21 protein-coding genes are annotated in these 20,572 nt (G+C 55.3%); 13 read left to right on the top strand and 8 right to left on the bottom strand.

From position 1 onward, the window contains the following. The first annotated feature begins 9 nt into the window (after positions 1-9). The 9 genes from fabZ to tilS all read left to right on the top strand — a co-directional run bounded on the left by fabZ (position 10) and on the right by tilS (position 11,527). Positions 10-465: a 3-hydroxyacyl-ACP dehydratase FabZ gene (fabZ, locus tag FHC48_RS08490; RefSeq protein WP_010426706.1), complete on the top strand. Its 456-nt coding sequence runs from the start codon at positions 10-12 to the stop codon at positions 463-465. A 3-nt stretch (positions 466-468) separates the two neighbouring features. Next, positions 469-1,257 (top strand): acyl-ACP--UDP-N-acetylglucosamine O-acyltransferase, encoded by a 789-nt coding sequence (gene lpxA, locus FHC48_RS08485; protein ID WP_008501899.1) that lies wholly within the window; start codon positions 469-471, stop codon positions 1,255-1,257. Continuing rightward, entirely contained in the window at positions 1,257-2,405 is a 1,149-nt protein-coding gene (lpxB, locus tag FHC48_RS08480; RefSeq protein WP_220420521.1) for a lipid-A-disaccharide synthase, read from the top strand. Before lpxA ends, lpxB begins: the two co-directional genes overlap by 1 nt. Next, positions 2,402-2,998: a ribonuclease HII gene (rnhB, locus tag FHC48_RS08475; RefSeq protein ID WP_008501897.1), complete on the top strand. Its 597-nt coding sequence runs from the start codon at positions 2,402-2,404 to the stop codon at positions 2,996-2,998. Before lpxB ends, rnhB begins: the two co-directional genes overlap by 4 nt. Positions 2,999-3,036: 38 nt before the next feature. Then, on the top strand, positions 3,037-6,519 hold the full coding sequence (dnaE, locus tag FHC48_RS08470) for a DNA polymerase III subunit alpha (RefSeq protein WP_008501896.1): 3,483 nt from the start codon (positions 3,037-3,039) through the stop codon (positions 6,517-6,519). A gap of 12 nt (positions 6,520-6,531) precedes the next feature. Next, positions 6,532-7,491 (top strand): acetyl-CoA carboxylase carboxyl transferase subunit alpha, encoded by a 960-nt coding sequence (gene accA, locus FHC48_RS08465; RefSeq protein WP_008501895.1) that lies wholly within the window; start codon positions 6,532-6,534, stop codon positions 7,489-7,491. Between the two features lie 100 nt (positions 7,492-7,591). Then, positions 7,592-9,724 (top strand): lysine decarboxylase LdcC, encoded by a 2,133-nt coding sequence (locus FHC48_RS08460; RefSeq protein WP_059364382.1) that lies wholly within the window; start codon positions 7,592-7,594, stop codon positions 9,722-9,724. Between the two features lie 65 nt (positions 9,725-9,789). Next, a complete protein-coding gene (locus FHC48_RS08455; RefSeq protein ID WP_023293230.1) occupies positions 9,790-10,179 on the top strand; it encodes a VOC family protein in 390 nt (129 codons plus the stop codon). 58 nt (positions 10,180-10,237) lie between these two features. After that, positions 10,238-11,527, top strand: a complete 1,290-nt coding sequence (tilS, locus tag FHC48_RS08450) for a tRNA lysidine(34) synthetase TilS (RefSeq protein ID WP_059364383.1) — start codon at positions 10,238-10,240, stop codon at positions 11,525-11,527. Between the two features lie 28 nt (positions 11,528-11,555). Here the strand turns inward: tilS and rof are convergent, their stop codons facing one another. Continuing rightward, on the bottom strand, positions 11,556-11,816 hold the full coding sequence (rof, locus tag FHC48_RS08445; protein WP_008501890.1) for a Rho-binding antiterminator: 261 nt from the start codon (positions 11,814-11,816) through the stop codon (positions 11,556-11,558). After that, entirely contained in the window at positions 11,803-12,003 is a 201-nt protein-coding gene (locus tag FHC48_RS08440; RefSeq protein ID WP_008501889.1) for a YaeP family protein, read from the bottom strand. Before FHC48_RS08440 ends, rof begins: the two co-directional genes overlap by 14 nt. Before the next feature lie 196 nt (positions 12,004-12,199). On the opposite strand from FHC48_RS08440, the gene FHC48_RS08435 reads away from it, so the two are divergent. From FHC48_RS08435 to nlpE, 3 genes are read left to right on the top strand one after another with little or no spacing between them, the layout of a single operon-like run. Next, the gene (locus FHC48_RS08435; RefSeq protein WP_021240481.1) at positions 12,200-12,745 is read left to right on the top strand and encodes a YaeQ family protein; all 546 of its coding nucleotides are present in this window, start codon (positions 12,200-12,202) and stop codon (positions 12,743-12,745) included. Beyond that, positions 12,742-13,164, top strand: a complete 423-nt coding sequence (arfB, locus tag FHC48_RS08430) for an alternative ribosome rescue aminoacyl-tRNA hydrolase ArfB (RefSeq protein WP_008501887.1) — start codon at positions 12,742-12,744, stop codon at positions 13,162-13,164. The genes FHC48_RS08435 and arfB overlap by 4 nt, the downstream gene beginning before the upstream one ends. 34 nt (positions 13,165-13,198) lie before the next feature. After that, positions 13,199-13,897, top strand: a complete 699-nt coding sequence (nlpE, locus tag FHC48_RS08425; RefSeq protein ID WP_021240479.1) for an envelope stress response activation lipoprotein NlpE — start codon at positions 13,199-13,201, stop codon at positions 13,895-13,897. 47 nt (positions 13,898-13,944) lie between these two features. Here nlpE and proS read toward each other — a convergent pair whose 3' ends face one another. The 6 genes from proS to metN form a co-directional block, all read right to left on the bottom strand. Beyond that, positions 13,945-15,663: a proline--tRNA ligase gene (gene proS / locus FHC48_RS08420; RefSeq protein ID WP_025912202.1), complete on the bottom strand. Its 1,719-nt coding sequence runs from the start codon at positions 15,661-15,663 to the stop codon at positions 13,945-13,947. 112 nt (positions 15,664-15,775) lie between these two features. Then, positions 15,776-16,483, bottom strand: a complete 708-nt coding sequence (gene tsaA, locus FHC48_RS08415) for a tRNA (N6-threonylcarbamoyladenosine(37)-N6)-methyltransferase TrmO (RefSeq protein WP_023345466.1) — start codon at positions 16,481-16,483, stop codon at positions 15,776-15,778. After that, positions 16,480-16,884: an Rcs stress response system protein RcsF gene (gene rcsF / locus FHC48_RS08410; RefSeq protein ID WP_008501883.1), complete on the bottom strand. Its 405-nt coding sequence runs from the start codon at positions 16,882-16,884 to the stop codon at positions 16,480-16,482. The genes tsaA and rcsF overlap by 4 nt, the downstream gene beginning before the upstream one ends. A gap of 106 nt (positions 16,885-16,990) precedes the next feature. Continuing rightward, positions 16,991-17,806 carry a methionine ABC transporter substrate-binding lipoprotein MetQ gene (metQ, locus tag FHC48_RS08405; protein ID WP_014168729.1) on the bottom strand — a complete coding sequence of 272 codons (816 nt, stop codon included), beginning with the start codon at positions 17,804-17,806 and terminating at the stop codon, positions 16,991-16,993. Between the two features lie 40 nt (positions 17,807-17,846). Further along, positions 17,847-18,500, bottom strand: a complete 654-nt coding sequence (locus FHC48_RS08400; RefSeq protein WP_003856130.1) for a methionine ABC transporter permease MetI — start codon at positions 18,498-18,500, stop codon at positions 17,847-17,849. Next, positions 18,493-19,524: a methionine ABC transporter ATP-binding protein MetN gene (gene metN, locus FHC48_RS08395; protein ID WP_008501880.1), complete on the bottom strand. Its 1,032-nt coding sequence runs from the start codon at positions 19,522-19,524 to the stop codon at positions 18,493-18,495. The genes FHC48_RS08400 and metN overlap by 8 nt, the downstream gene beginning before the upstream one ends. A 188-nt stretch (positions 19,525-19,712) precedes the next feature. Between metN and gmhB the strand changes: the two genes are divergently transcribed. Beyond that, positions 19,713-20,279: a D-glycero-beta-D-manno-heptose 1,7-bisphosphate 7-phosphatase gene (gmhB, locus tag FHC48_RS08390; RefSeq protein ID WP_008501879.1), complete on the top strand. Its 567-nt coding sequence runs from the start codon at positions 19,713-19,715 to the stop codon at positions 20,277-20,279. The last annotated feature ends 293 nt before the right edge of the window (positions 20,280-20,572 follow it).

Genomic DNA, 20,572 nt, shown 5'->3' with positions numbered 1-20,572 from the left:
AAGAGTATTTTGACTACTGACACTCATACTCTGCATATTGAAGAGATTTTAGAACTTCTGCCGCACCGCTACCCGTTTCTGCTGGTAGACCGTGTGCTGGATTTTGAAGAAGGTCGTTTTCTGCGCGCAGTGAAAAATGTTTCCGTGAATGAGCCGTTCTTCCAGGGGCACTTCCCTGGTAAACCTATCTTCCCGGGTGTGTTGATTCTGGAAGCGATGGCTCAGGCTACCGGTATTCTGGCGTTTAAAAGCGTCGGTAAACTGGAACCCGGTGAGCTGTATTACTTCGCGGGTATTGACGAAGCGCGCTTTAAGCGCCCTGTCGTGCCTGGTGATCAGATGATCATGGAAGTCACTTTTGAAAAAACGCGTCGTGGCCTGACTCGCTTCAAAGGCGTAGCGCTGGTTGACGGTAAAGTTGTTTGCGAAGCGACGATGATGTGTGCTCGTAGCCGGGAGTCCTGATACGTGATTGATAAATCCGCCTTTATTCATCCTACCGCCATTGTGGAAACGGGTGCCATCGTTGGTGCTAACGCCCACATTGGCCCGTTTTGTATTGTTGGACCCCATGTCGAAATTGGTGAGGGTACAGTACTGAAGTCTCACGTTGTGGTGAATGGTCACACGACCATTGGCTGCAATAACGAGATCTATCAGTTCGCCTCCATCGGCGAAGTTAACCAGGATCTGAAATATGCTGGTGAGTCGACCCGTGTGGAAATCGGCGATCGTAACCGTATTCGCGAAAGCGTCACCATTCATCGTGGAACAGTACAGGGTGGTGGGTTGACGAAGGTGGGCAGCGATAACCTGTTTATGGTGAATGCGCATATCGCGCACGACTGTACCGTGGGTGACCGCTGTATCCTTGCCAACAATGCCACGCTGGCAGGACACGTATCAGTTGATGACTTCGCAATTATTGGCGGCATGACCGCAGTCCATCAGTTCTGCATCATTGGTGCGCACGTGATGGTCGGCGGATGCTCCGGTGTGGCGCAGGACGTCCCACCGTATGTGATTGCGCAGGGCAACCATGCCACGCCGTTTGGCGTGAACATCGAAGGCCTCAAGCGTCGTGGTTTTAGTCGCGAAGCGATTACTGCCATCCGCAACGCGTACAAACTGCTGTACCGTAGCGGTAAAACGCTGGAAGAGGCGAAGCCGGAAATTGCCGAACTGGCGAAAAAGCACCCGGAAGTGGACGCGTTCATGGAGTTCTTTGACCGTTCAACAAGGGGTCTGATTCGTTAATGGTCGACAGTCGTCCGCTTACGATAGCCCTGGTCGCCGGAGAAACCTCCGGCGATATTCTTGGTGCCGGTCTCATCCGTGCGCTTAAGGCACGCGTACCCAATGCTCGCTTTGTCGGTGTTGCTGGCCCGCTGATGCAGGCCGAAGGCTGTGAAGCCTGGTATGAAATGGAAGAGCTGGCCGTGATGGGGATCGTTGAGGTGCTGGGACGGTTACGCCGTTTGCTGTACATCCGTGCCGATCTCACCCGCCGCTTTACCGAACTCAAACCCGATGTGTTTGTCGGTATCGATGCACCTGATTTCAACATTACCCTCGAAGGGAATCTGAAAAAGCAGGGCATTAAAACGATTCACTACGTCAGTCCGTCCGTCTGGGCGTGGCGACAGAAACGCGTTTTCAAAATCGGACGGTCCACCCACCTGGTGCTGGCTTTCCTGCCTTTCGAAAAAGCGTTTTACGACAGATTTAATGTTCCGTGCCGTTTTATCGGTCATACCATGGCGGATGCGATGCCACTGGATCCGGATAAAAACGCGGCGCGCGACGCGCTGGGCATCCCGCATGATGTGCACTGTCTGGCCTTACTGCCAGGCAGCCGTGGCGCAGAAGTTGAGATGCTGAGCGCCGATTTTCTTAAGACTGCGCAAATTCTTCGCCAGACCTATCCCGATCTTGAAGTGGTCGTGCCGCTGGTGAATGCCAAACGCCGCGAGCAGTTTGAGCGCATCAAAGCTGACGTCGCCCCGGATCTTCACGTCCGTCTTCTGGACGGGCAGGGGCGGGAAGCGATGTATGCGAGCGATGCCGCACTGCTGGCCTCCGGCACGGCGGCGCTGGAGTGTATGCTGGCGAAATGCCCGATGGTGGTCGGTTACCGCATGAAGCCGTTTACCTTCTGGCTGGCAAAACGTCTGGTGAAAACAGATTACGTCTCCCTGCCAAACCTGCTTGTGGGTCGCGAGCTGGTGAAAGAGCTCTTGCAGGATGAATGCCAGCCACAGGCGCTGGCGGAGGCCCTGCTGCCGCTGCTCGCCAACGGTAAAACCAGCCACCAGATGCACGATACCTTCCGCGAACTGCATCAACTGATCCGCTGTAATGCTGATGAGCAAGCGGCCGATGCGGTGCTGGAGTTAGCAAAATGATGGAATTTGTTTATCCTCACACCCACCTTGTGGCGGGTGTGGACGAAGTGGGTCGTGGTCCGTTAGTGGGAGCCGTGGTGACCGCTGCGGTGATCCTCGATCCGGCTCGGCCGATCGTCGGGCTGAATGACTCAAAAAAATTGTCTGAAAAGCGCCGGCTGGCGCTGTTTAGTGAGATTCAGGAGAAAGCGCTGGCCTGGAGCCTCGGGCGTGCTGAACCGCATGAGATAGACGAGCTGAATATTTTGCATGCCACGATGCTGGCGATGCAGCGTGCGGTGGCGGGGCTGAAAATTTCCCCTGAATATGTCCTGATTGACGGCAACCGCTGTCCGGCATTGCCCATGCCTTCAATGGCAGTGGTCAAAGGCGATAGCCGGGTCGCAGAAATTAGCGCAGCTTCTATTATTGCCAAAGTGACACGCGACGCCGAAATGGCCGCGCTGGACCTCACTTACCCTCAGTATGGTTTCGCCCAGCATAAGGGATATCCCACACCTTTCCACCTGGAGAGGCTGGCTGAACATGGCGCAACCGAACACCATCGGCGCAGTTTTGGCCCGGTAAAACGCGCCCTGGGACGGGTGTCCTGAATCATTACGCAAGCAATTAAGTAACGCGGAATCTGAAGATGGCTGAACCACGTTTCGTACACCTGCGGGTGCATAGCGACTACTCCATGATCGATGGGCTGGCGAAGACCGGGCCGCTGGTAAAAAAGGCGGCCTCGCTTGGCATGCCTGCGCTGGCGATCACCGATTTTACCAACCTGTGTGGTCTGGTGAAGTTCTACGGAACGGCGCACGGCGCGGGGATGAAGCCGATCGTCGGCGCAGACTTCCACGTGCAGAGCGACCTCATCGGGGATGAACTGACGCAAATCTCCGTGCTGGCGATGAACAACACGGGTTACCAAAACCTCACGCTGCTGATCTCAAAAGCCTATCAGCGCGGATATGGTGCGCTGGGCCCGTGGATCGACCGCGACTGGCTGGCTGAACTGAACGAAGGGCTGCTCCTGATCTCAGGCGGCCGGATGGGGGACGTCGGCAAATCCCTGCTGCGCGGTAACAGCGCGCTGGTGGATCAATGCGTCTCGTTCTATGAAGAATATTTCCCGAATCGTTATTACCTGGAGTTGATCCGTACCGGCCGTCAGGATGAAGAGAGCTATCTTCATGCCGCGGTGGCGCTCGCAGAGGAGCGTGGCCTGCCCGTAGTGGCCACCAATGATGTGCGATTCCTTGAGGCGGGCGATTTTGACGCTCACGAAATTCGCGTGGCAATCCACGATGGCTTTACCCTCGACGATCCGAAGCGGCCGCGTAATTACTCCGCACAACAGTACATGCGCAGCGAGGAGGAGATGTGTGAGCTCTTCTCCGATATCCCCGAAGCGCTGGAAAACAGCGTAGAGATTGCCAAGCGCTGCAACGTCACCGTCCGCCTTGGCGAATACTTCCTGCCGCAGTTCCCGACGGGTGACATGACCACGGAAGATTTCCTGGTCATGAAATCGAAAGAAGGTCTGGAAGAGCGTCTGGAATTCCTGTTCCCGGATGAAGAAGAGCGTAAAAAGCGTCGCCCGGAGTATGACGAACGCCTGGACATAGAACTCCAGGTGATCAACCAGATGGGCTTCCCGGGCTACTTCCTGATCGTTATGGAGTTCATCCAGTGGTCGAAGGATAACGGCGTGCCGGTTGGGCCGGGGCGTGGCTCCGGCGCAGGTTCGCTGGTGGCGTATGCGCTGAAAATTACCGACCTCGATCCGCTGGAGTTCGACCTGCTGTTCGAACGTTTCCTCAACCCGGAACGTGTCTCGATGCCCGACTTCGACGTCGACTTCTGCATGGAGAAACGCGACCAGGTGATCGAGCACGTGGCCGACATGTACGGCCGTGATGCGGTATCGCAGATCATTACCTTCGGTACGATGGCTGCGAAAGCGGTTATCCGCGACGTGGGCCGCGTGCTGGGCCACCCGTACGGGTTTGTCGATCGCATCTCTAAACTGGTGCCGCCCGATCCGGGCATGACGCTGGCAAAAGCCTTTGAGGCTGAACCGCAGCTGCCGGAAATCTATGAAGCGGACGAAGAGGTCAAAGCGCTGATCGACATGGCGCGCAAGCTGGAAGGCGTCACGCGTAACGCCGGTAAGCATGCGGGGGGCGTGGTTATCGCCCCGACCAAAATCACCGACTTCGCGCCGCTGTATTGCGATGAAGCGGGCCAGCATCCGGTCACCCAGTTCGACAAGAACGACGTAGAATACGCCGGGCTGGTGAAGTTCGACTTCCTTGGCCTGCGTACGCTGACCATCATCAACTGGGCGCTGGAGATGATCAACGCCCGCCGCGAGAAGAACGGCGAGCCGCCGCTGGATATCGCGGCCATCCCGCTGGACGACAAGAAAAGTTTCGACATGCTGCAGCGCTCGGAGACCACCGCTGTCTTCCAGCTTGAATCCCGCGGCATGAAAGATCTGATTAAGCGCCTGCAGCCCGACTGCTTCGAAGATATGATCGCGCTGGTGGCCCTGTTCCGTCCGGGCCCTTTGCAGTCAGGGATGGTAGATAACTTTATCGACCGTAAGCACGGGCGCGAAGAGATTTCCTACCCGGACGTTCAGTGGCAGCACGAAAGCCTGAAGCCGGTACTGGAGCCAACCTATGGCATCATCCTGTATCAGGAACAGGTGATGCAGATCGCCCAGGTGCTTTCCGGCTATACGCTCGGCGGCGCGGACATGCTGCGTCGTGCAATGGGTAAGAAAAAGCCGGAAGAGATGGCCAAGCAGCGTTCCATCTTTGAAGACGGGGCGAAGAAAAACGGCGTCGACGGCGAGCTGGCGATGAAAATCTTCGACCTGGTGGAGAAATTCGCCGGGTACGGATTTAACAAATCTCACTCAGCCGCCTATGCATTGGTGTCGTATCAAACGCTGTGGCTGAAGGCACACTATCCTGCGGAGTTTATGGCTGCGGTAATGACCGCCGATATGGACAACACCGAGAAGGTGGTGGGCCTGGTGGATGAGTGCTGGCGCATGGGGCTGAAGATCCTGCCGCCGGATATTAACTCAGGTCTCTACCATTTCCACGTCAATGACGACGGGGAGATCGTTTACGGGATCGGCGCGATCAAGGGCGTGGGCGAGGGGCCGATCGAGGCGATCATCGAAGCGCGCAACAACGGCGGGTATTTCCGCGAGCTGTTCGATCTTTGCGCCCGTACCGATACCAAAAAGCTGAACCGCCGCGTGCTGGAAAAACTGATCATGTCCGGCGCGTTCGACAGGCTGGGGCCGCACCGCGCCGCGCTGATGAACTCGCTGGGCGACGCCCTGAAAGCGGCGGATCAGCACGCGAAAGCGGAAGCCATTGGTCAGGCGGATATGTTCGGCGTGCTGGCGGAAGAGCCAGAGCAGATCGAGCAATCTTATTCCAACTGCCAGCCGTGGCCAGAACAGGTGGTGCTGGATGGGGAGCGTGAGACGTTAGGCCTGTACCTGACGGGGCACCCGATCAACCAGTACATTAAAGAAATTGAGCGCTATGTCGGCGGCCATAGGCTGAAAGACATGCATCCGACAGAACGTGGTAAAATCACCACGGCTGCGGGGCTCGTGATTGCTGCAAGGGTTATGGTCACCAAGCGCGGCAATCGTATCGGCATCTGTACGTTGGATGACCGTTCCGGGCGTCTGGAGGTGATGTTGTTCACCGACGCGCTGGATAAATACCAGCAATTGCTGGAAAAAGACCGCATACTTATCGTCAGCGGACAGGTCAGCTTTGATGACTTCAGTGGGGGGCTTAAAATGACCGCCCGCGAAGTGATGGACATTGACGAAGCCCGGGAAAAATATGCTCGCGGGCTTGCTATCTCGCTGACGGACAGGCAAATTGATGACCAGCTTTTAAACCGACTCCGTCAGTCTCTGGAACCCCACCGCTCGGGGACAATTCCAGTACATCTCTACTATCAGAGGGCGGATGCACGTGCGCGGTTGCGCTTTGGTGCAACGTGGCGTGTCTCTCCGAGCGATCGTTTACTGAACGATCTCCGTGGCCTCATTGGTTCGGAGCAGGTGGAACTGGAGTTTGACTAATACAGGAATACTATGAGTCTGAATTTCCTTGATTTCGAACAGCCGATTGCTGAGCTGGAAGCGAAAATCGATTCTCTGACAGCGGTAAGCCGTCAGGATGAAAAACTGGATATTAACATCGACGAAGAAGTGCATCGTCTGCGCGAGAAAAGCGTAGAGCTGACGCGCAAAATCTTTGCCGATCTCGGCGCATGGCAGGTGGCCCAGCTGGCACGCCATCCACAGCGTCCGTACACCCTGGATTATGTCCGCCTGGCGTTTGACGAATTTGACGAACTGGCAGGCGATCGCGCATACGCTGACGACAAAGCTATCGTAGGCGGTATCGCGCGTCTGGACGGACGCCCGGTGATGATCATTGGTCATCAGAAAGGCCGTGAAACCAAAGAGAAAATCCGTCGTAACTTTGGTATGCCAGCACCAGAAGGCTACCGTAAAGCCCTGCGTCTGATGGAGATGGCTGAGCGTTTCAACATGCCAATCATCACCTTCATCGACACCCCGGGTGCATACCCAGGCGTGGGCGCGGAAGAGCGCGGTCAGTCTGAAGCCATCGCACGCAACCTGCGCGAGATGTCTCGTCTGAAGGTGCCGGTCATCTGTACCGTTATCGGTGAGGGTGGTTCCGGTGGTGCGCTGGCAATTGGCGTGGGTGATAAAGTGAATATGCTGCAGTACAGCACCTATTCCGTAATCTCCCCGGAAGGCTGCGCGTCCATTCTGTGGAAGAGTGCCGACAAAGCGCCTCTGGCTGCCGAAGCGATGGGCATCATTGCGCCACGCCTGAAAGAGCTTAAGCTGATCGATTCCATCATCCCGGAACCACTGGGTGGTGCACATCGTAAGCCGGAAGTGATGGCTGCTTCTCTGAAAGCACAGCTGCTGGCTGACCTGGCGGATCTTGACGTGCTGAGCAAAGAAGATCTGCTCAACCGTCGTTACCAGCGTCTGATGACCTACGGTTACGCGTAAGCCTCACAATTATCTGAAAAGCCGCACAATGTTGCGGCTTTTTTTATACCTGCGGTTTAGCCAGACTATGCTTAGCTAATGTTTTTTAAGGAGGAAGCCCATGAATATCATTGCCGTTATGGGGCCACACGGCGTCTTTTATAAAGATGAGCCGATTAAGGAGCTGGAGCAAGCCCTGCAGTCGCGCGGGTATCAGCTAATCTGGCCGCACAACAGCGCCGATCTGCTGAAGTTCATCGAGCATAACCCGCGTATCTGCGGCGTGATCTTCGACTGGGATGAATATGACCTCGAACTGTGCAGCGATATCAACAAGCTGAACGAATATCTCCCGCTGTACGCGTTTATTAATACCCACTCAACCATGGACGTCAGCGCCAATGATATGCGTATGGCGCTGTGGTTCTTTGAATATTCGCTCGGCGTGGCGGAAGACATTGCGACCCGAATTCAGCAATACACGAATGAATATCTCGATAACATTACGCCGCCCTTTACCCGGGCGCTCTTCACCTACGTGAAGGAGGGGAAATATACCTTCTGTACGCCTGGGCATATGGCGGGAACGGCCTACCAAAAAAGCCCGGTGGGCTGCCTGTTCTATGATTTCTTTGGTGGCAACACGCTGAAAGCGGACGTGTCCATTTCAGTCACCGAATTAGGCTCGCTGCTGGATCATACCGGGCCGCATCTGGAAGCCGAAGAGTATATCGCCCGCACCTTTGGGGCCGAGCAGAGCTATATGGTGACCAACGGCACCTCGACCTCGAACAAAATCGTCGGAATGTATGCCGCGCCTGCGGGGAGCACCCTGCTGATTGACCGTAACTGCCATAAATCGCTGGCGCACCTGCTGATGATGAGCGACGTTGTACCGCTCTGGCTGTCGCCCACGCGCAACGCGCTCGGTATTCTGGGCGGTATTCCGCGGCGGGAGTTCGCGCATGACGCGATTGAACGCAAGGTCGCGACGATCCCTGGCGCAGGCTGGCCTGTCCATGCGGTGATCACCAACTCGACCTATGACGGTCTGCTGTACAACACGGACTGGATCAAAAAGACTTTGGACGTGCCGTCGATCCACTTCGATTCCGCGTGGGTACCGTACACCAATTTCCACCCGATTTACGCGGGTAAAAGCGGCATGAGCGGTGAACGCGTGCCGGGTAAAGTGTTCTTCGAAACGCAGTCGACGCACAAAATGCTGGCCGCGTTTTCCCAGGCTTCGCTGATTCACATCAAAGGCGAATACGACGAAGAGACCTTTAACGAAGCCTTTATGATGCATACCACCACCTCACCAAGCTATCCGCTGGTGGCGTCTATCGAAACGGCTGCGGCGATGCTGCGCGGCAATCCCGGTAAACGTCTTATCAATCGCTCTGTGGAGCGCGCGCTGCATTTCCGTAAAGAGGTTCAGCGGCTCAAAGAGGAAGCCGACGGCTGGTTCTTTGATATCTGGCAGCCGGAAGAGATTGATGAAGCAGAATGCTGGCCGGTTTCGCCAGGCGAAGACTGGCATGGCTTCCGGGATGCCGATAGTGACCATATGTTCCTCGATCCGGTTAAGGTGACGATCCTGACGCCGGGTATGGATGAGCAGGGCAAGATGGGTGAGGAAGGGATCCCGGCTGCGCTGGTGGCGAAGTTCCTTGATGAACGTGGCGTGGTGGTGGAGAAAACAGGCCCCTATAATTTGCTGTTCCTGTTCAGCATCGGGATCGATAAAACCCGGGCGATGGGGCTGCTGCGCGGTCTGATGGAATTTAAGCGCGCCTACGATCTCAACCTGCGGGTGAAGAACATGCTGCCGGATCTGTATGCGGAGGATCCTGACTTCTACCGTAATATGCGCATTCAGGATCTGGCCCAGGGGATCCACAGGCTGATCCGTCAGCACGATCTGCCGCGTCTGATGCTACAGGCGTTCGATGTGTTGCCGGAGATGAAGTTTACCCCGCACAAGGCATGGCAGCGCCAGGTGAGGGGGGAGGTCGAAACCGTCGAGCTGGAAAATCTGGTTGGGCGCGTATCGGCCAACATGATCCTGCCGTATCCGCCTGGCGTACCGCTCCTGATGCCGGGAGAGATGATTACCGAAGAGAGTCGAGCCGTGCTCGATTTCCTGCTGATGCTCTGTTCGGTAGGGCGTCACTATCCCGGTTTTGAGACGGATATCCACGGTGCGAAGCGCGACGAAAACGGTGTGTACTGGGTGCGAGTCCTAAAATAAGGGTGACCGCTTGCCAGGTGCGGGTTTTCGGTTGTAACGTTCAGGCATCATAAAAAGGAGAAGCTATGCTGGGTTTAAAACAGGTTCATCATATTGCGATCATTGCGACTGATTACGCAAAGAGTAAGGCCTTCTACTGCGACATTCTCGGCTTTACGCTGTTGAGCGAGGCCTACCGTGAGGAGCGCGACTCCTGGAAGGGCGACCTGGCGTTAAACGGGCAGTATGTGATTGAACTGTTCTCTTTTCCTTTTCCGCCTGCGCGTCCGTCCCGTCCGGAAGCCTGTGGCCTGCGCCATCTTGCCTTCAGCGTCGATGACCTGGATAGCGCAGTAAAACATCTGGAAGCGCACGGCGTGACGTGTGAAGCGATCCGCGTCGATCCGTTCACCGACAAGCGCTTTACCTTTTTCAACGACCCGGACGGCCTGCCGCTGGAGCTTTATCAGCAGTAATCTTCGTCCTGTGTGATAATGCCCGCTCAGTTCGGGCATTTTTTATGTGTAACTCCCTATGACCTTACCCGCTATCGCACACGCCGTTTCACCGTACCGCCAGCTGCTGGTGGGGTTTAGCGGTGGCCTGGATTCCACCGTTCTGCTCCATCGTCTTAAACGCTGGCGCGACCAGGAGCCTGACGTCCAGCTGCGGGCGATACATATTCATCACGGATTAAGTCCTCACGCAGAGGAGTGGGTGGCGCACTGCGAAGCTATGTGTGCGGCGTGGGCGATCCCGCTTCTCGTCGAGCGCGTCACGCTTGCGGAGGAAGGGCTGGGCATTGAGGCGCAGGCGCGTAAAGCCCGCTATGCCGCCTTTGCCGGGGCATTGCGTACAGGAGAAGCACTGGTCACAGCCCAGCACCTGGACGATCAGTGTGAAACCTTTCTGCTGGCGCTTAAGCGGGGCAGCGGACCGGCAGGGCTTTCAGCCATGCCTGAGCGTTCTGAGTTTGCCGGTACAACGTTACTGCGTCCGCTGCTTGGCGAGACGCGCGCCTCGCTTGAGGCCTGGGCGCGAGAACATCAGCTCAGCTGGATTGAAGATGAGAGCAACCAGGATGACGGCTATGACCGTAACTTTCTGCGTCTGCGCGTCCTCCCGCTATTGAGCGAGCGCTGGCCGCATTTCGCCGACGCGACGGCAAGAAGCGCTATGCTGTGCGCCGAACAGGAATCGCTGCTGGACGAGCTGTTGAGTGACGAGCTGGCTGAACTGATTTCTGAAGACGGAGCGCTGGCGATTGCACCGCTGACAGCGATGAGCCCGGTGCGTCGCGCCGCACTGATACGGCGCTGGCTGGCCTCTCATCACGCCGCGATGCCGTCGCGGGCGATGCTAAACCGTATCTGGGACGAGGTTGCCCTGGCGCGGGAGGATGCTTCCCCGTGCGTCCATCTGAATGGTTTTGACGTAAGGCGCTACAAAGGGGAACTCTGGTGGGTAAAATCAACGCCCTCACTGACCAATGTGGTGCTCGACTGGCTTTCACCTGCGCTTCCGCTGATATTGCCCGCTGACGCTGGACGTGTTTCTCTTATACCGTCTGGTCATGTGAGGCTGCCAGAGGCAGGAGAACCGGTAACGGTACGCTTTAGGGCTGGCGGCATGCTGCATATTGTCGGGCGCAACGGGGGACGCAAGCTGAAGAAAATCTGGCAGGAGTGCAACGTGCCGCCGTGGCTGCGCGACACCACGCCGCTGCTGTTCTATGGTGAAACATTGATTGCTGCGGCAGGGGTTTTCATCACGGAAGCGGGATGGGCGGAAGAGGGTGTCAGGTTTGAGTGGCAGAAAGCGTAACGGGCAGCCAGGCTGCCCGTTAATGTCATCAGGATTCGCTCACCACGACGGTGCCGATTTGCGGGTGGCTGAAGCTGGCTATTTTATCCAGGCGCAGCTCACGCGTCGCACCGGCATCTTCCACTATCAGGTATTCCACATTCTTACGTGAAACCAGATCGCTGGCCTTCGCCTTCAACACTTCGCCATCTTTTAGCTCCAGCGTCAGTAATAAATGATGCTGGCAGGCGAGTTCGAGGTTGTCATAGTCATCACAATTGATGGGTTGATAAGTATCATTCATCGACATAATCGCTCACCAGTAAATTCGCCGCAGCATACGCTGCTTTTTCCCTGACCGACTCTGAAAGGCTCTCATCAGAGGCCACTTCATTAAGCACTTTCAATACACAGCCCAACGCGTCCGGGACATACCCCAGATCTCCGCTGGCGATTTCCGCATACCGTTTGCGAATTAACTCACAATAATTATTCACATCCCCTCCCGCCAGCGCACTGACTTACTGTGAGATATCATTAAGCCTACGAAGATAAACTCGGTTTAGCAAGGTGACTATACCATACTCATTTAAGCAATATCAGCGCCTTGATAGCGGTGTATTTATCACCCTACAACAGCCTTTTGCCGCGGTTTTCGCTACAATGAGCGCCTGATTCGAATGGAGTTCTCTCATGGCGCTGAAAGCGACAATTTATAAAGCAGTGGTCAATGTGGCCGATCTCGATCGCAACCAGTTCCTGGACGCCTCGCTGACGCTGGCTCGCCACCCCTCCGAAACCCAGGAGCGCATGATGCTGCGCCTGCTGGCGTGGATTAAGTACGCTGACGAGCGTCTGCAGTTTACCCGTGGGTTAAGCGCAGAAGACGAGCCAGAAGCCTGGCTGCGCAACGATCATCTGGGTATTGATTTGTGGATCGAACTTGGACTGCCGGACGAACGAAGAATTAAGAAGGCCTGCACTCAGTCCGCTGAAGTGGCCTTATTCGCGTATAATCAGCGCGCTGCGGAGATTTGGTGGCAGCAAAACAAAAGCAAGTGCGGACAGTTTAAAAATCTCACGGTCTGGTATCTGGATGATGAGCAACTGGCGCAGCTGAGCGACTTTGCCAGCCGGACCATGGTGTTGCAGGCGACGATTCAGGACGGTGCCATCTGGCTCTCTGATTCTCAGAATAATCTGGAAATTCATTTGACGGCGTGGCAACCGGCCTCATGATCGTCCTGTCCCGAAACGTCAGCATTCCGGACAACGAGCTGGAGATCACCGCCATCCGTGCTCAGGGGGCAGGTGGGCAGCACGTCAACAAGGCCTCAACGGCAATCCATTTGCGTTTTGACATTCGGGCCTCAAGCCTGCCAGAGTATTATAAAGAAAGTCTGCTTGCTGCCAGCCATCACCTGATCACCAGCGATGGCGTGATGGTGATCAAAGCCCAGGAATACCGCAGCCAGGAGCTCAACCGGGAAGCGGCGATAGCCAGGCTGGTGGCGGTCATCAAAGAATTAACGGCAGTACAAAAAAGCCGCCGGGCAACGCGGCCAACCCGCGCATCGAAAGAGCGTCGGCTGGCCTCGAAGGCCCAAAAATCCACAGTGAAAGCACTACGCGGTAAAGTTCGTCGCCCCACAGAGTGACGAAAGGGAACACACTTTTCATAAGGAATTCATTGTGAAAAAAGCATTATGGTCAGCGCTGGCAGTGAGTACGCTGTTTGCGCTTTTCGGGTGTAACAACCGTTCAGAAACGCAGGTTTTGCAACCCACGCAAACGGAAGAATTAAAACCGATGCAGCAGAGCTGGCGTGGCGTATTGCCTTGCGCGGACTGTGAAGGCATTGAAACGTCCCTGTTCCTGCAAAAAGACGGCACCTGGGTGATGAACCAGCGCTATCAGGGCGCAAAAGAGCCTTCTTCTTTTGCAACTTATGGAACATGGGCGCGAACGGCGGAGAAACTGGTTCTGACGGATACCGCTGGCGAGAAAACTTATTTCCGCGCCAAAGGCGAGGGGATGGAGATGCTGGATCGTGAAGGCAATCCAATTGAATCCCAGTTTAACTACACGCTGGCGCCGGTAAAAGCGGCTCTGCCCGCGACGCCGATGGCGATGCGGGGGATGTACTTCTACATGGCGGATGCGGCGATCTTTACCGACTGCGCAACCGGTAAGAAGGTCAGCGTGGCAAACAATGCGCAGCTTGAACGTGATTACGCGGTGGCGCGCGGCAATGACAGCAAGCCGGTATTGCTGACGGTTGACGGTCACTTTACACTGGAGCCAAACCCGGATAGTGGAGAGATGGTGAAAACGCTGGTGGCGGATAAAGACGCGAAGTTTGTTGCGGGTAAAGACTGTAACAGTAAATAAGCTGACGCTGAGCCATTAAAAAACCCCGCCTGAGCGGGGTTTTTTGTTTAGCCTTTGATGGCTTTCACCAGGTAATCAAGAATGTCGCCGGTCTTGATCATCTGTTTTTCGCCGCTGCGACGGTATTTGTATTCAATCTCGTCGCTGTCGAGGTTACGGTCGCCGATCACGACGGTGTGTGGGATACCGATCAGTTCCATATCGGCAAACATCACGCCCGGACGCTCTTTACGGTCATCCATCAGCACTTCGATACCCTGCGCACGCAGCTCGGCATACAGCTTCTCGGCCAGCTCCTGCACGCGGTAAGACTTGTGCATGTTCATTGGCAGAATCGCAACCTGGAACGGCGCGATGTTGTCTGGCCAGACGATGCCGCGCTCGTCATAGTTCTGCTCAATGGCAGCAGCTACCACGCGCGTCACCCCGATACCGTAGCAACCCATGGTCAGGATCTGGTTACGGCCATCTTCACCCTGAACAGCGGCGTTCAGCGCGCGAGAGTATTTATCACCCAGCTGGAAGATGTGACCGACTTCAATGCCGCGCTTGATCATCAGGGTACCCTGACCGTCCGGGCTTGGATCGCCTGCGACCACGTTACGGATGTCTGCTACTTCCGGCGTCGCCACGTCGCGATCCCAGTTGATGCCGAAGTAGTGTTTACCGTCGATGTTAGCACCGGCGGAGAAGTCGCTCATCGCGGCTACCGTGCGGTCAATAACAACAGGAACCGGCATATTCACCGGACCGAGAGAACCTGGGCCAGCATTGACCACGGCGCGGATTTCCGCTTCCGTGGCGAACGTCAGCGGGCTGGCGACCTGCGGCAGCTTCTCAGCTTTCACTTCGTTCAGCTCGTGATCGCCACGCACCAGAAGGGCAACCAGCGGGTAAGCGCTCCCTTCGGTGGCTTTCACCAGCAGCGTCTTCACGGTTTTTTCGATCGGCAGGTTGAACTGCTCAACCAGCTCGGCAATGGTTTTCGCGTTTGGCGTATCAACCAGCGTCATCTCTTGCGTTGCCGCAGCACGTGGTTCTTTTGGTGCCAGCGCTTCTGCGAATTCGATGTTCGCCGCGTAATCGGAAGAGTCAGAGAAGATCACATCGTCTTCACCGCTCTGCGCCAGTACCTGGAATTCATGAGATGCGCTACCGCCGATGGAGCCGGTATCAGCCTGCACAGCACGGAAATCCAGACCCATGCGGGAGAAGATTTTGCTGTACGCCGCGTACATTGCGTCGTAGGTCTCTTGCAGGGATTCCTGAGAGGTATGGAAAGAGTAGGCGTCTTTCATCAGGAATTCGCGAGAGCGCATGACGCCGAAACGTGGGCGAACTTCGTCACGGAACTTAGTCTGGATCTGGAAGAAGTTCAGCGGCAGCTGTTTGTAAGAGCTCAGCTCATTACGAATCAGGTCGGTGATGACTTCTTCATGCGTTGGGCCGAGAACGAACGGACGCTCGCCACGATCGACGAAGCGCAGCAGTTCAGGACCATACTGTTCCCAACGACCGCTCTCCTGCCACAGGTCAGCGGGCTGAACCACGGGCATGGACACCTCGATAGCACCGGCGTTGTTCATCTCTTCACGCACGATGTTTTCGACTTTTTTCAGGACGCGCACGCCGGTCGGCAGCCAGGTGTATAACCCGGAGGCCAGCTTGCGGATCATCCCGGCGCGCAGCATCAGCTGATGGCTGATCACTTCGGCGTCGGCAGGCGTCTCCTTCAGAGTGGAGAGCAGATATTGGCTAGTACGCATGTTGTTACGGTTCCATTTCGACGATTGGAACAGGCTGAAACACCAGCCTGACACAAAAAAAGTGGTTTAGTTTACCAGTGTGGCAAAGATGCCAAAAGAGAGGAGAACAAAATTACCTGGGTTCAAGGGCAAACACTTCAAAACCTGCCTCGGTGACGCGCCAGCGAACGTTAAAATCGAGCAGCCAGACGGCGTACGTTTTGCCTGCTTCCTCTTCTTTACGGTAGGCCGGACGCGGGTCCTGTGCCAGAACTTCGGTGATGAAATCCCGTAAGCGAGGATAGCGTTTCTCCAGTTGGCCGAACTGAGCGGTTATCTCAGGCGTAAAATATACAGGCATGTCCGCCTGTGGGGCGTCCTGAGCATAACTTGCACGCGCGTCCGGAAGGGCTTCGGCGAAGGGCAAATAGGGTTTGATGTCGATCACCGGCGTGCCGTCGACAAGGTCCAGGCTACCTAACTCCAGTATCACCCGATCTTTCTGGCAGCGTATGCCTTTCAGTTCAACCAGTGACATGCCAACCGGGTTTGGACGGAAGGTCGAGCGCGTCGCAAACACCCCCATTCTCGCATTGCCGCCAAGACGAGGAGGACGCACGGTAGGACGCCAGCCGCCTTCCATCGTCTGGTGAAACACGAACACCACCCACAGGTGGCTGAATGCCTCAAGCCCGCGTACCGCATCGGCCTGATTGTAAGGCGCAATCAGGTGAAGCTCACCGCGTCCGCTGGTGACAAGACCGGGCTGGCGGGGGACGGCGAACTTCTCTTTGTAAGGAGAGTGGATAACGCCTATCTGCTCGAACTGAAATGCACTCATTTCGCCGTGATGTTCAGCGCAGAACCGATGCACACCGCCTGACGGTAGCAGCCCGGCGTGCCGCTGGTGACTTCACAGCTGTGCAGCAGGACCGCGTTGGCTTTCATTTTTGCGGCATTAATCTGCATGCGTTTACGCGCTGTCGGGATATTCGGTGGTGAGTCCTGATTGGTCGCCTGACAGGATTCGCCGCTCACTTCGCCCAGTTCACGGAACGGTTTACCGACGAGTTCATCCGCTTTCGTGATAATGCGAACCGGCGCAGGGCGAACCACTTTCGGTTTCGCAGGCTCGGTCTTTGGCGGGGTTGCCGTGCTTTGAACAGGTTCAACGGGAGATCTGCTTAGCATAGAACAGCCGCTCAGCATGAGTGCTAAAAGACAGATCGGTAAAGCACGCATAATATTTCCTCAATGGATAATCAAAACGTCAGATATTGAATCAGTTGACTGCACAAATGACAAGACGGGCATAAGCCCGTCCTGATGATATTACACTGAGGTGAGATTACCAGCCCTTAACAGCGCCGCCGTTAAACACTTTGTTGGCTTCCTGGTAAACTTCGTCAGACTGATAGGCCTGTACGAATTTCTTCACGTTTTCCGCGTCTTTGTTGTCTTCGCGAGTCACGATCAGGTTTACGTATGGAGAGTCTTTATCTTCAACGAAGATACCGTCTTTAGCTGGCGTCAGGCCAATCTGGCTGGCGTACGTGGTGTTGATAACGGCCAGGGCAATCTGCGCATCGTCCAGAGAACGTGGCAGCTGCGGTGCTTCCAGCTCAACAATTTTCAGATTTTTCGGGTTCTCGGTGACGTCCAGAACGGTTGGCAGCAGGCCAACACCGTCTTTCAGTTTGATCAGGCCCACTTTCTGCAGCAGCAGCAGGGAACGACCAAGGTTAGTTGGGTCGTTAGGGACGGCAACCTGAGAGCCCGGCTGCAGCTCGTCCAGGGATTTAATTTTCTTAGAGTAACCGGCAATTGGATAAACGAAGGTGTTACCCACGCCCACCAGTTTATAGCCGCGATCTTTGATCTGTTGGTCCAGGTATGGTTTATGCTGGAAGGCGTTCGCGTCGATATCACCTTTGCTCAGCGCTTCGTTCGGCAGAACGTAATCGTTGAAGGTCACCAGCTCCACGTCCAGGCCATATTTCTCTTTCGCCACTTTCTGAGCAACTTCTGCAACCTGCTGTTCTGCACCTACGATAACGCCCACTTTAATGTGGTTCGGATCTTTTTCATCCTGACCGCAACCCACCAGTGCCAGAGAGCCGATCAGCGCGCCTACTGCTGCGAAGGTCTTTAATTTAAACGCCATGTTTTATCCTTAACTCGTAGAGTTTATGTTGTGTGTAACGTTATTTGTGCGTAACAGCCCGGACGATGCGATCGCCAGAGAACTGGATTAAGTAAACCAGAACAACCAGCAATACCAGAACGGTATTCATCACGGTCGCGTTATATCCAATATAGCCGTACTGGTAACCAATCTGACCTAAACCGCCCGCGCCTACGGCACCGCCCATCGCGGAATAACCGACCAGGGTGATAAGCGTAATGGTTGCCGCATTCACCAGCCCTGGCAGTGCCTCAGGCAGCAGAACCTTGCGGACGATCTGCATCGGCGTGGCGCCCATCGCGCGGGACGCTTCGATCAAACCGGTAGGGATCTCCAGCAGGGCGTTTTCCACCATGCGGGCGATAAACGGCGCAGCGCCAACGGTCAGCGGAACGATCGCCGCCTGCAGACCGATAGACGTTCCGACGATCACGCGGGTAAATGGAATCATCCACACCAGCAGAATAATGAACGGGATAGAACGGAAGATGTTCACCAGCGCAGAGAGCGTACGGTACAGCTTCGCGTTCTCAATGATTTGACCCGGACGCGTCACGTACAGCAACACGCCGACCGGCAGGCCAATCACAAAACCAAAGAAGCCAGAGACAAAGGTCATTGCCAGCGTTTCCCAAACGCCGCGAACCAGCAGCCACATCATCGGCTCAGACATAACCCAGTACCTCTACTTTTACGTGATGTTCTTGCAGCCAGGCAATGGCTGCCTGGGTTTCTTCTTGTGTGCCGTGCATTTCTGTCAGCATGATGCCGAACTTCACGCCACCGGCGTAATCCATCTGCGCGCTGATGATGTTGTTATTCACGTTAAAGCGACGTGCGGTTTCGGAAAGCAGGGGAGCATCAACGGACTGACCGGTGAACTCCATGCGCAGCATCGGGACGCTGTCAGCTGTTGCTTCTGTTTTCAGACGTTCCAGATAGTCTTCCGGAATATCCAGATGCAGCGTGGACTGGATGAACTGCTGCGCCAGCGGGGTTTTCGGATGCGAGAACACTTCGCTTACCGTGTCCTGCTCGATCAGTTCACCGTTACTGATGACCGCCACGCAGTCGCAGATGCGTTTCACCACGTCCATCTCGTGCGTAATAAGGAGGATCGTCAGGCCCAGGCGACGGTTAATGTCTTTCAGCAGTTCCAGAATCGAACGCGTGGTTGCCGGATCCAGTGCGCTGGTGGCTTCATCACACAGCAGCACCTTAGGATTGCTTGCCAGCGCGCGGGCAATGGCCACACGCTGTTTTTGCCCACCGGACAGATTTGCCGGGTAGCTATCCTGTTTGTCGCCCAGACCTACGAGGTCGAGCAGCTCGGTGACGCGACGCTTCACTTCTTCTTTCGGCGTGTTATCCAGCTCCAGCGGTAAGGCAACGTTGCCGAACACGGTGCGGGAAGCCAGCAGGTTAAAGTGCTGGAAGATCATGCCAATCTGACGACGCGCTTTGGTGAGTTCTTTCTCTGAAAGGGCGGTAAGTTCCTGGCCGCCAACTTCTACGCTGCCCTGGGTTGGGCGCTCAAGCAGGTTAACACAACGGATCAGCGTACTTTTACCTGCACCCGATGCGCCAATGACGCCATAAATTTGACCAGCAGGAACATGCAGGCTGACGTTGTTCAGCGCCTGAATAGTTCGGTTCCCCTGCTGGAACACTTTGGTGATATTGGAAAGTTTAATCATTAGATTATTTTTATCGTATGTAAGTTAGCCGTGGCATTTTCTTCTGCCAGATACGGGTGATGACCGTAAACAAAACGGATGTTAAGGCATCCAGACGTCTAAATCAATCCAACTCTGTACGATGAGCACTTTATTGCGCTGCGATTCATGAGATACTAGCTGAACATGCCTTTTTCAGGAGCAAACCGGTGGCAAAATCAGTACCCGCAATTTTTCTCGATCGTGACGGCACTATTAATGTAGATCACGGTTATGTCCATGAGATTGATGAGTTCGAGTTTATCGAGGGCGTAATAGATGCCATGCGCCAGCTGAAAGAGATGGGCTATGCGCTGGTGGTGGTGACGAACCAGTCTGGTATTGCACGCGGTAAATTCACCGAAGCGCAGTTCGAGACGCTGACCGAATGGATGGACTGGTCACTTGCCGACCGCGGTGTGGATCTCGATGGCATCTACTATTGTCCGCATCATCCGCAGGGCACCGTAGAAGCGTATCGTCAGACCTGTGATTGCCGTAAGCCGCATCCGGGGATGTTTATCTCTGCGCAGGAGTTCCTGCACATTGATATGGCGGCTTCTTATATGGTGGGCGATAAACTGGAAGATATGCAGGCAGCCGCAGCCGCGGGTGTAGGGACTAAAATATTAGTGCGTACCGGCAAGCCAGTGACGCCAGAGGCTGAGAATGCGGCGGATTGGGTGATTAATAGTCTGGCCGATCTGCCAAAAGAGATTAAAAAGCACCAAAAATAGCCTTTTTGGTGAAAAGGTGAGCGGTTGAAATAAAAATGCATTTTTCCGCTTGTCATTCCTCGGCGGCTCCCTATAATGCGCCTCCATCGACACGGCAGATGTGAATCACTTCACACAACAAGCGGTTCGGTTGAAGAGAAAAAATCCTGAAATAACGGGTTGACTCTGAAAGAGGAAAGCGTAATATACGCCACCTCGCAACGGTGAGCGAAAGCCGCGTTGCACTGCTCTTTAACAATTTATCAGACAATCTGTGTGGGCACTCAAAGTGACATGGATTCTTAACGTCCTCG

The sequence above is a fragment of the Enterobacter sp. EC_50 genome (assembly GCF_019584525.1).
Lineage (GTDB): Bacteria > Pseudomonadota > Gammaproteobacteria > Enterobacterales > Enterobacteriaceae > Enterobacter > Enterobacter roggenkampii.
The sequence above is the reverse complement of the archived record's forward strand: the minus strand, read 5'-3'. Positions and strand labels throughout refer to the sequence as shown.

What these genes read in the sequence shown, in the direction of transcription:
- lpxB (WP_220420521.1), top strand. Translation starts at nt 1,257, where the DNA reads ATGGTCGACAGTCGTCCGCTTACGATAGCCCTGGTCGCCGGAGAAACC.
- rnhB (WP_008501897.1), top strand. Translation starts at nt 2,402, where the DNA reads ATGATGGAATTTGTTTATCCTCACACCCACCTTGTGGCGGGTGTGGAC.
- dnaE (WP_008501896.1), top strand. Translation starts at nt 3,037, where the DNA reads ATGGCTGAACCACGTTTCGTACACCTGCGGGTGCATAGCGACTACTCC.
- accA (WP_008501895.1), top strand. Translation starts at nt 6,532, where the DNA reads ATGAGTCTGAATTTCCTTGATTTCGAACAGCCGATTGCTGAGCTGGAA.
- FHC48_RS08460 (WP_059364382.1), top strand. Translation starts at nt 7,592, where the DNA reads ATGAATATCATTGCCGTTATGGGGCCACACGGCGTCTTTTATAAAGAT.
- FHC48_RS08455 (WP_023293230.1), top strand. Translation starts at nt 9,790, where the DNA reads ATGCTGGGTTTAAAACAGGTTCATCATATTGCGATCATTGCGACTGAT.
- tilS (WP_059364383.1), top strand. Translation starts at nt 10,238, where the DNA reads ATGACCTTACCCGCTATCGCACACGCCGTTTCACCGTACCGCCAGCTG.
- rof (WP_008501890.1), bottom strand. Translation starts at nt 11,816, where the DNA reads ATGTCGATGAATGATACTTATCAACCCATCAATTGTGATGACTATGAC.
- FHC48_RS08435 (WP_021240481.1), top strand. Translation starts at nt 12,200, where the DNA reads ATGGCGCTGAAAGCGACAATTTATAAAGCAGTGGTCAATGTGGCCGAT.
- arfB (WP_008501887.1), top strand. Translation starts at nt 12,742, where the DNA reads ATGATCGTCCTGTCCCGAAACGTCAGCATTCCGGACAACGAGCTGGAG.
- proS (WP_025912202.1), bottom strand. Translation starts at nt 15,663, where the DNA reads ATGCGTACTAGCCAATATCTGCTCTCCACTCTGAAGGAGACGCCTGCC.
- tsaA (WP_023345466.1), bottom strand. Translation starts at nt 16,483, where the DNA reads ATGAGTGCATTTCAGTTCGAGCAGATAGGCGTTATCCACTCTCCTTAC.
- rcsF (WP_008501883.1), bottom strand. Translation starts at nt 16,884, where the DNA reads ATGCGTGCTTTACCGATCTGTCTTTTAGCACTCATGCTGAGCGGCTGT.
- metQ (WP_014168729.1), bottom strand. Translation starts at nt 17,806, where the DNA reads ATGGCGTTTAAATTAAAGACCTTCGCAGCAGTAGGCGCGCTGATCGGC.
- FHC48_RS08400 (WP_003856130.1), bottom strand. Translation starts at nt 18,500, where the DNA reads ATGTCTGAGCCGATGATGTGGCTGCTGGTTCGCGGCGTTTGGGAAACG.
- metN (WP_008501880.1), bottom strand. Translation starts at nt 19,524, where the DNA reads ATGATTAAACTTTCCAATATCACCAAAGTGTTCCAGCAGGGGAACCGA.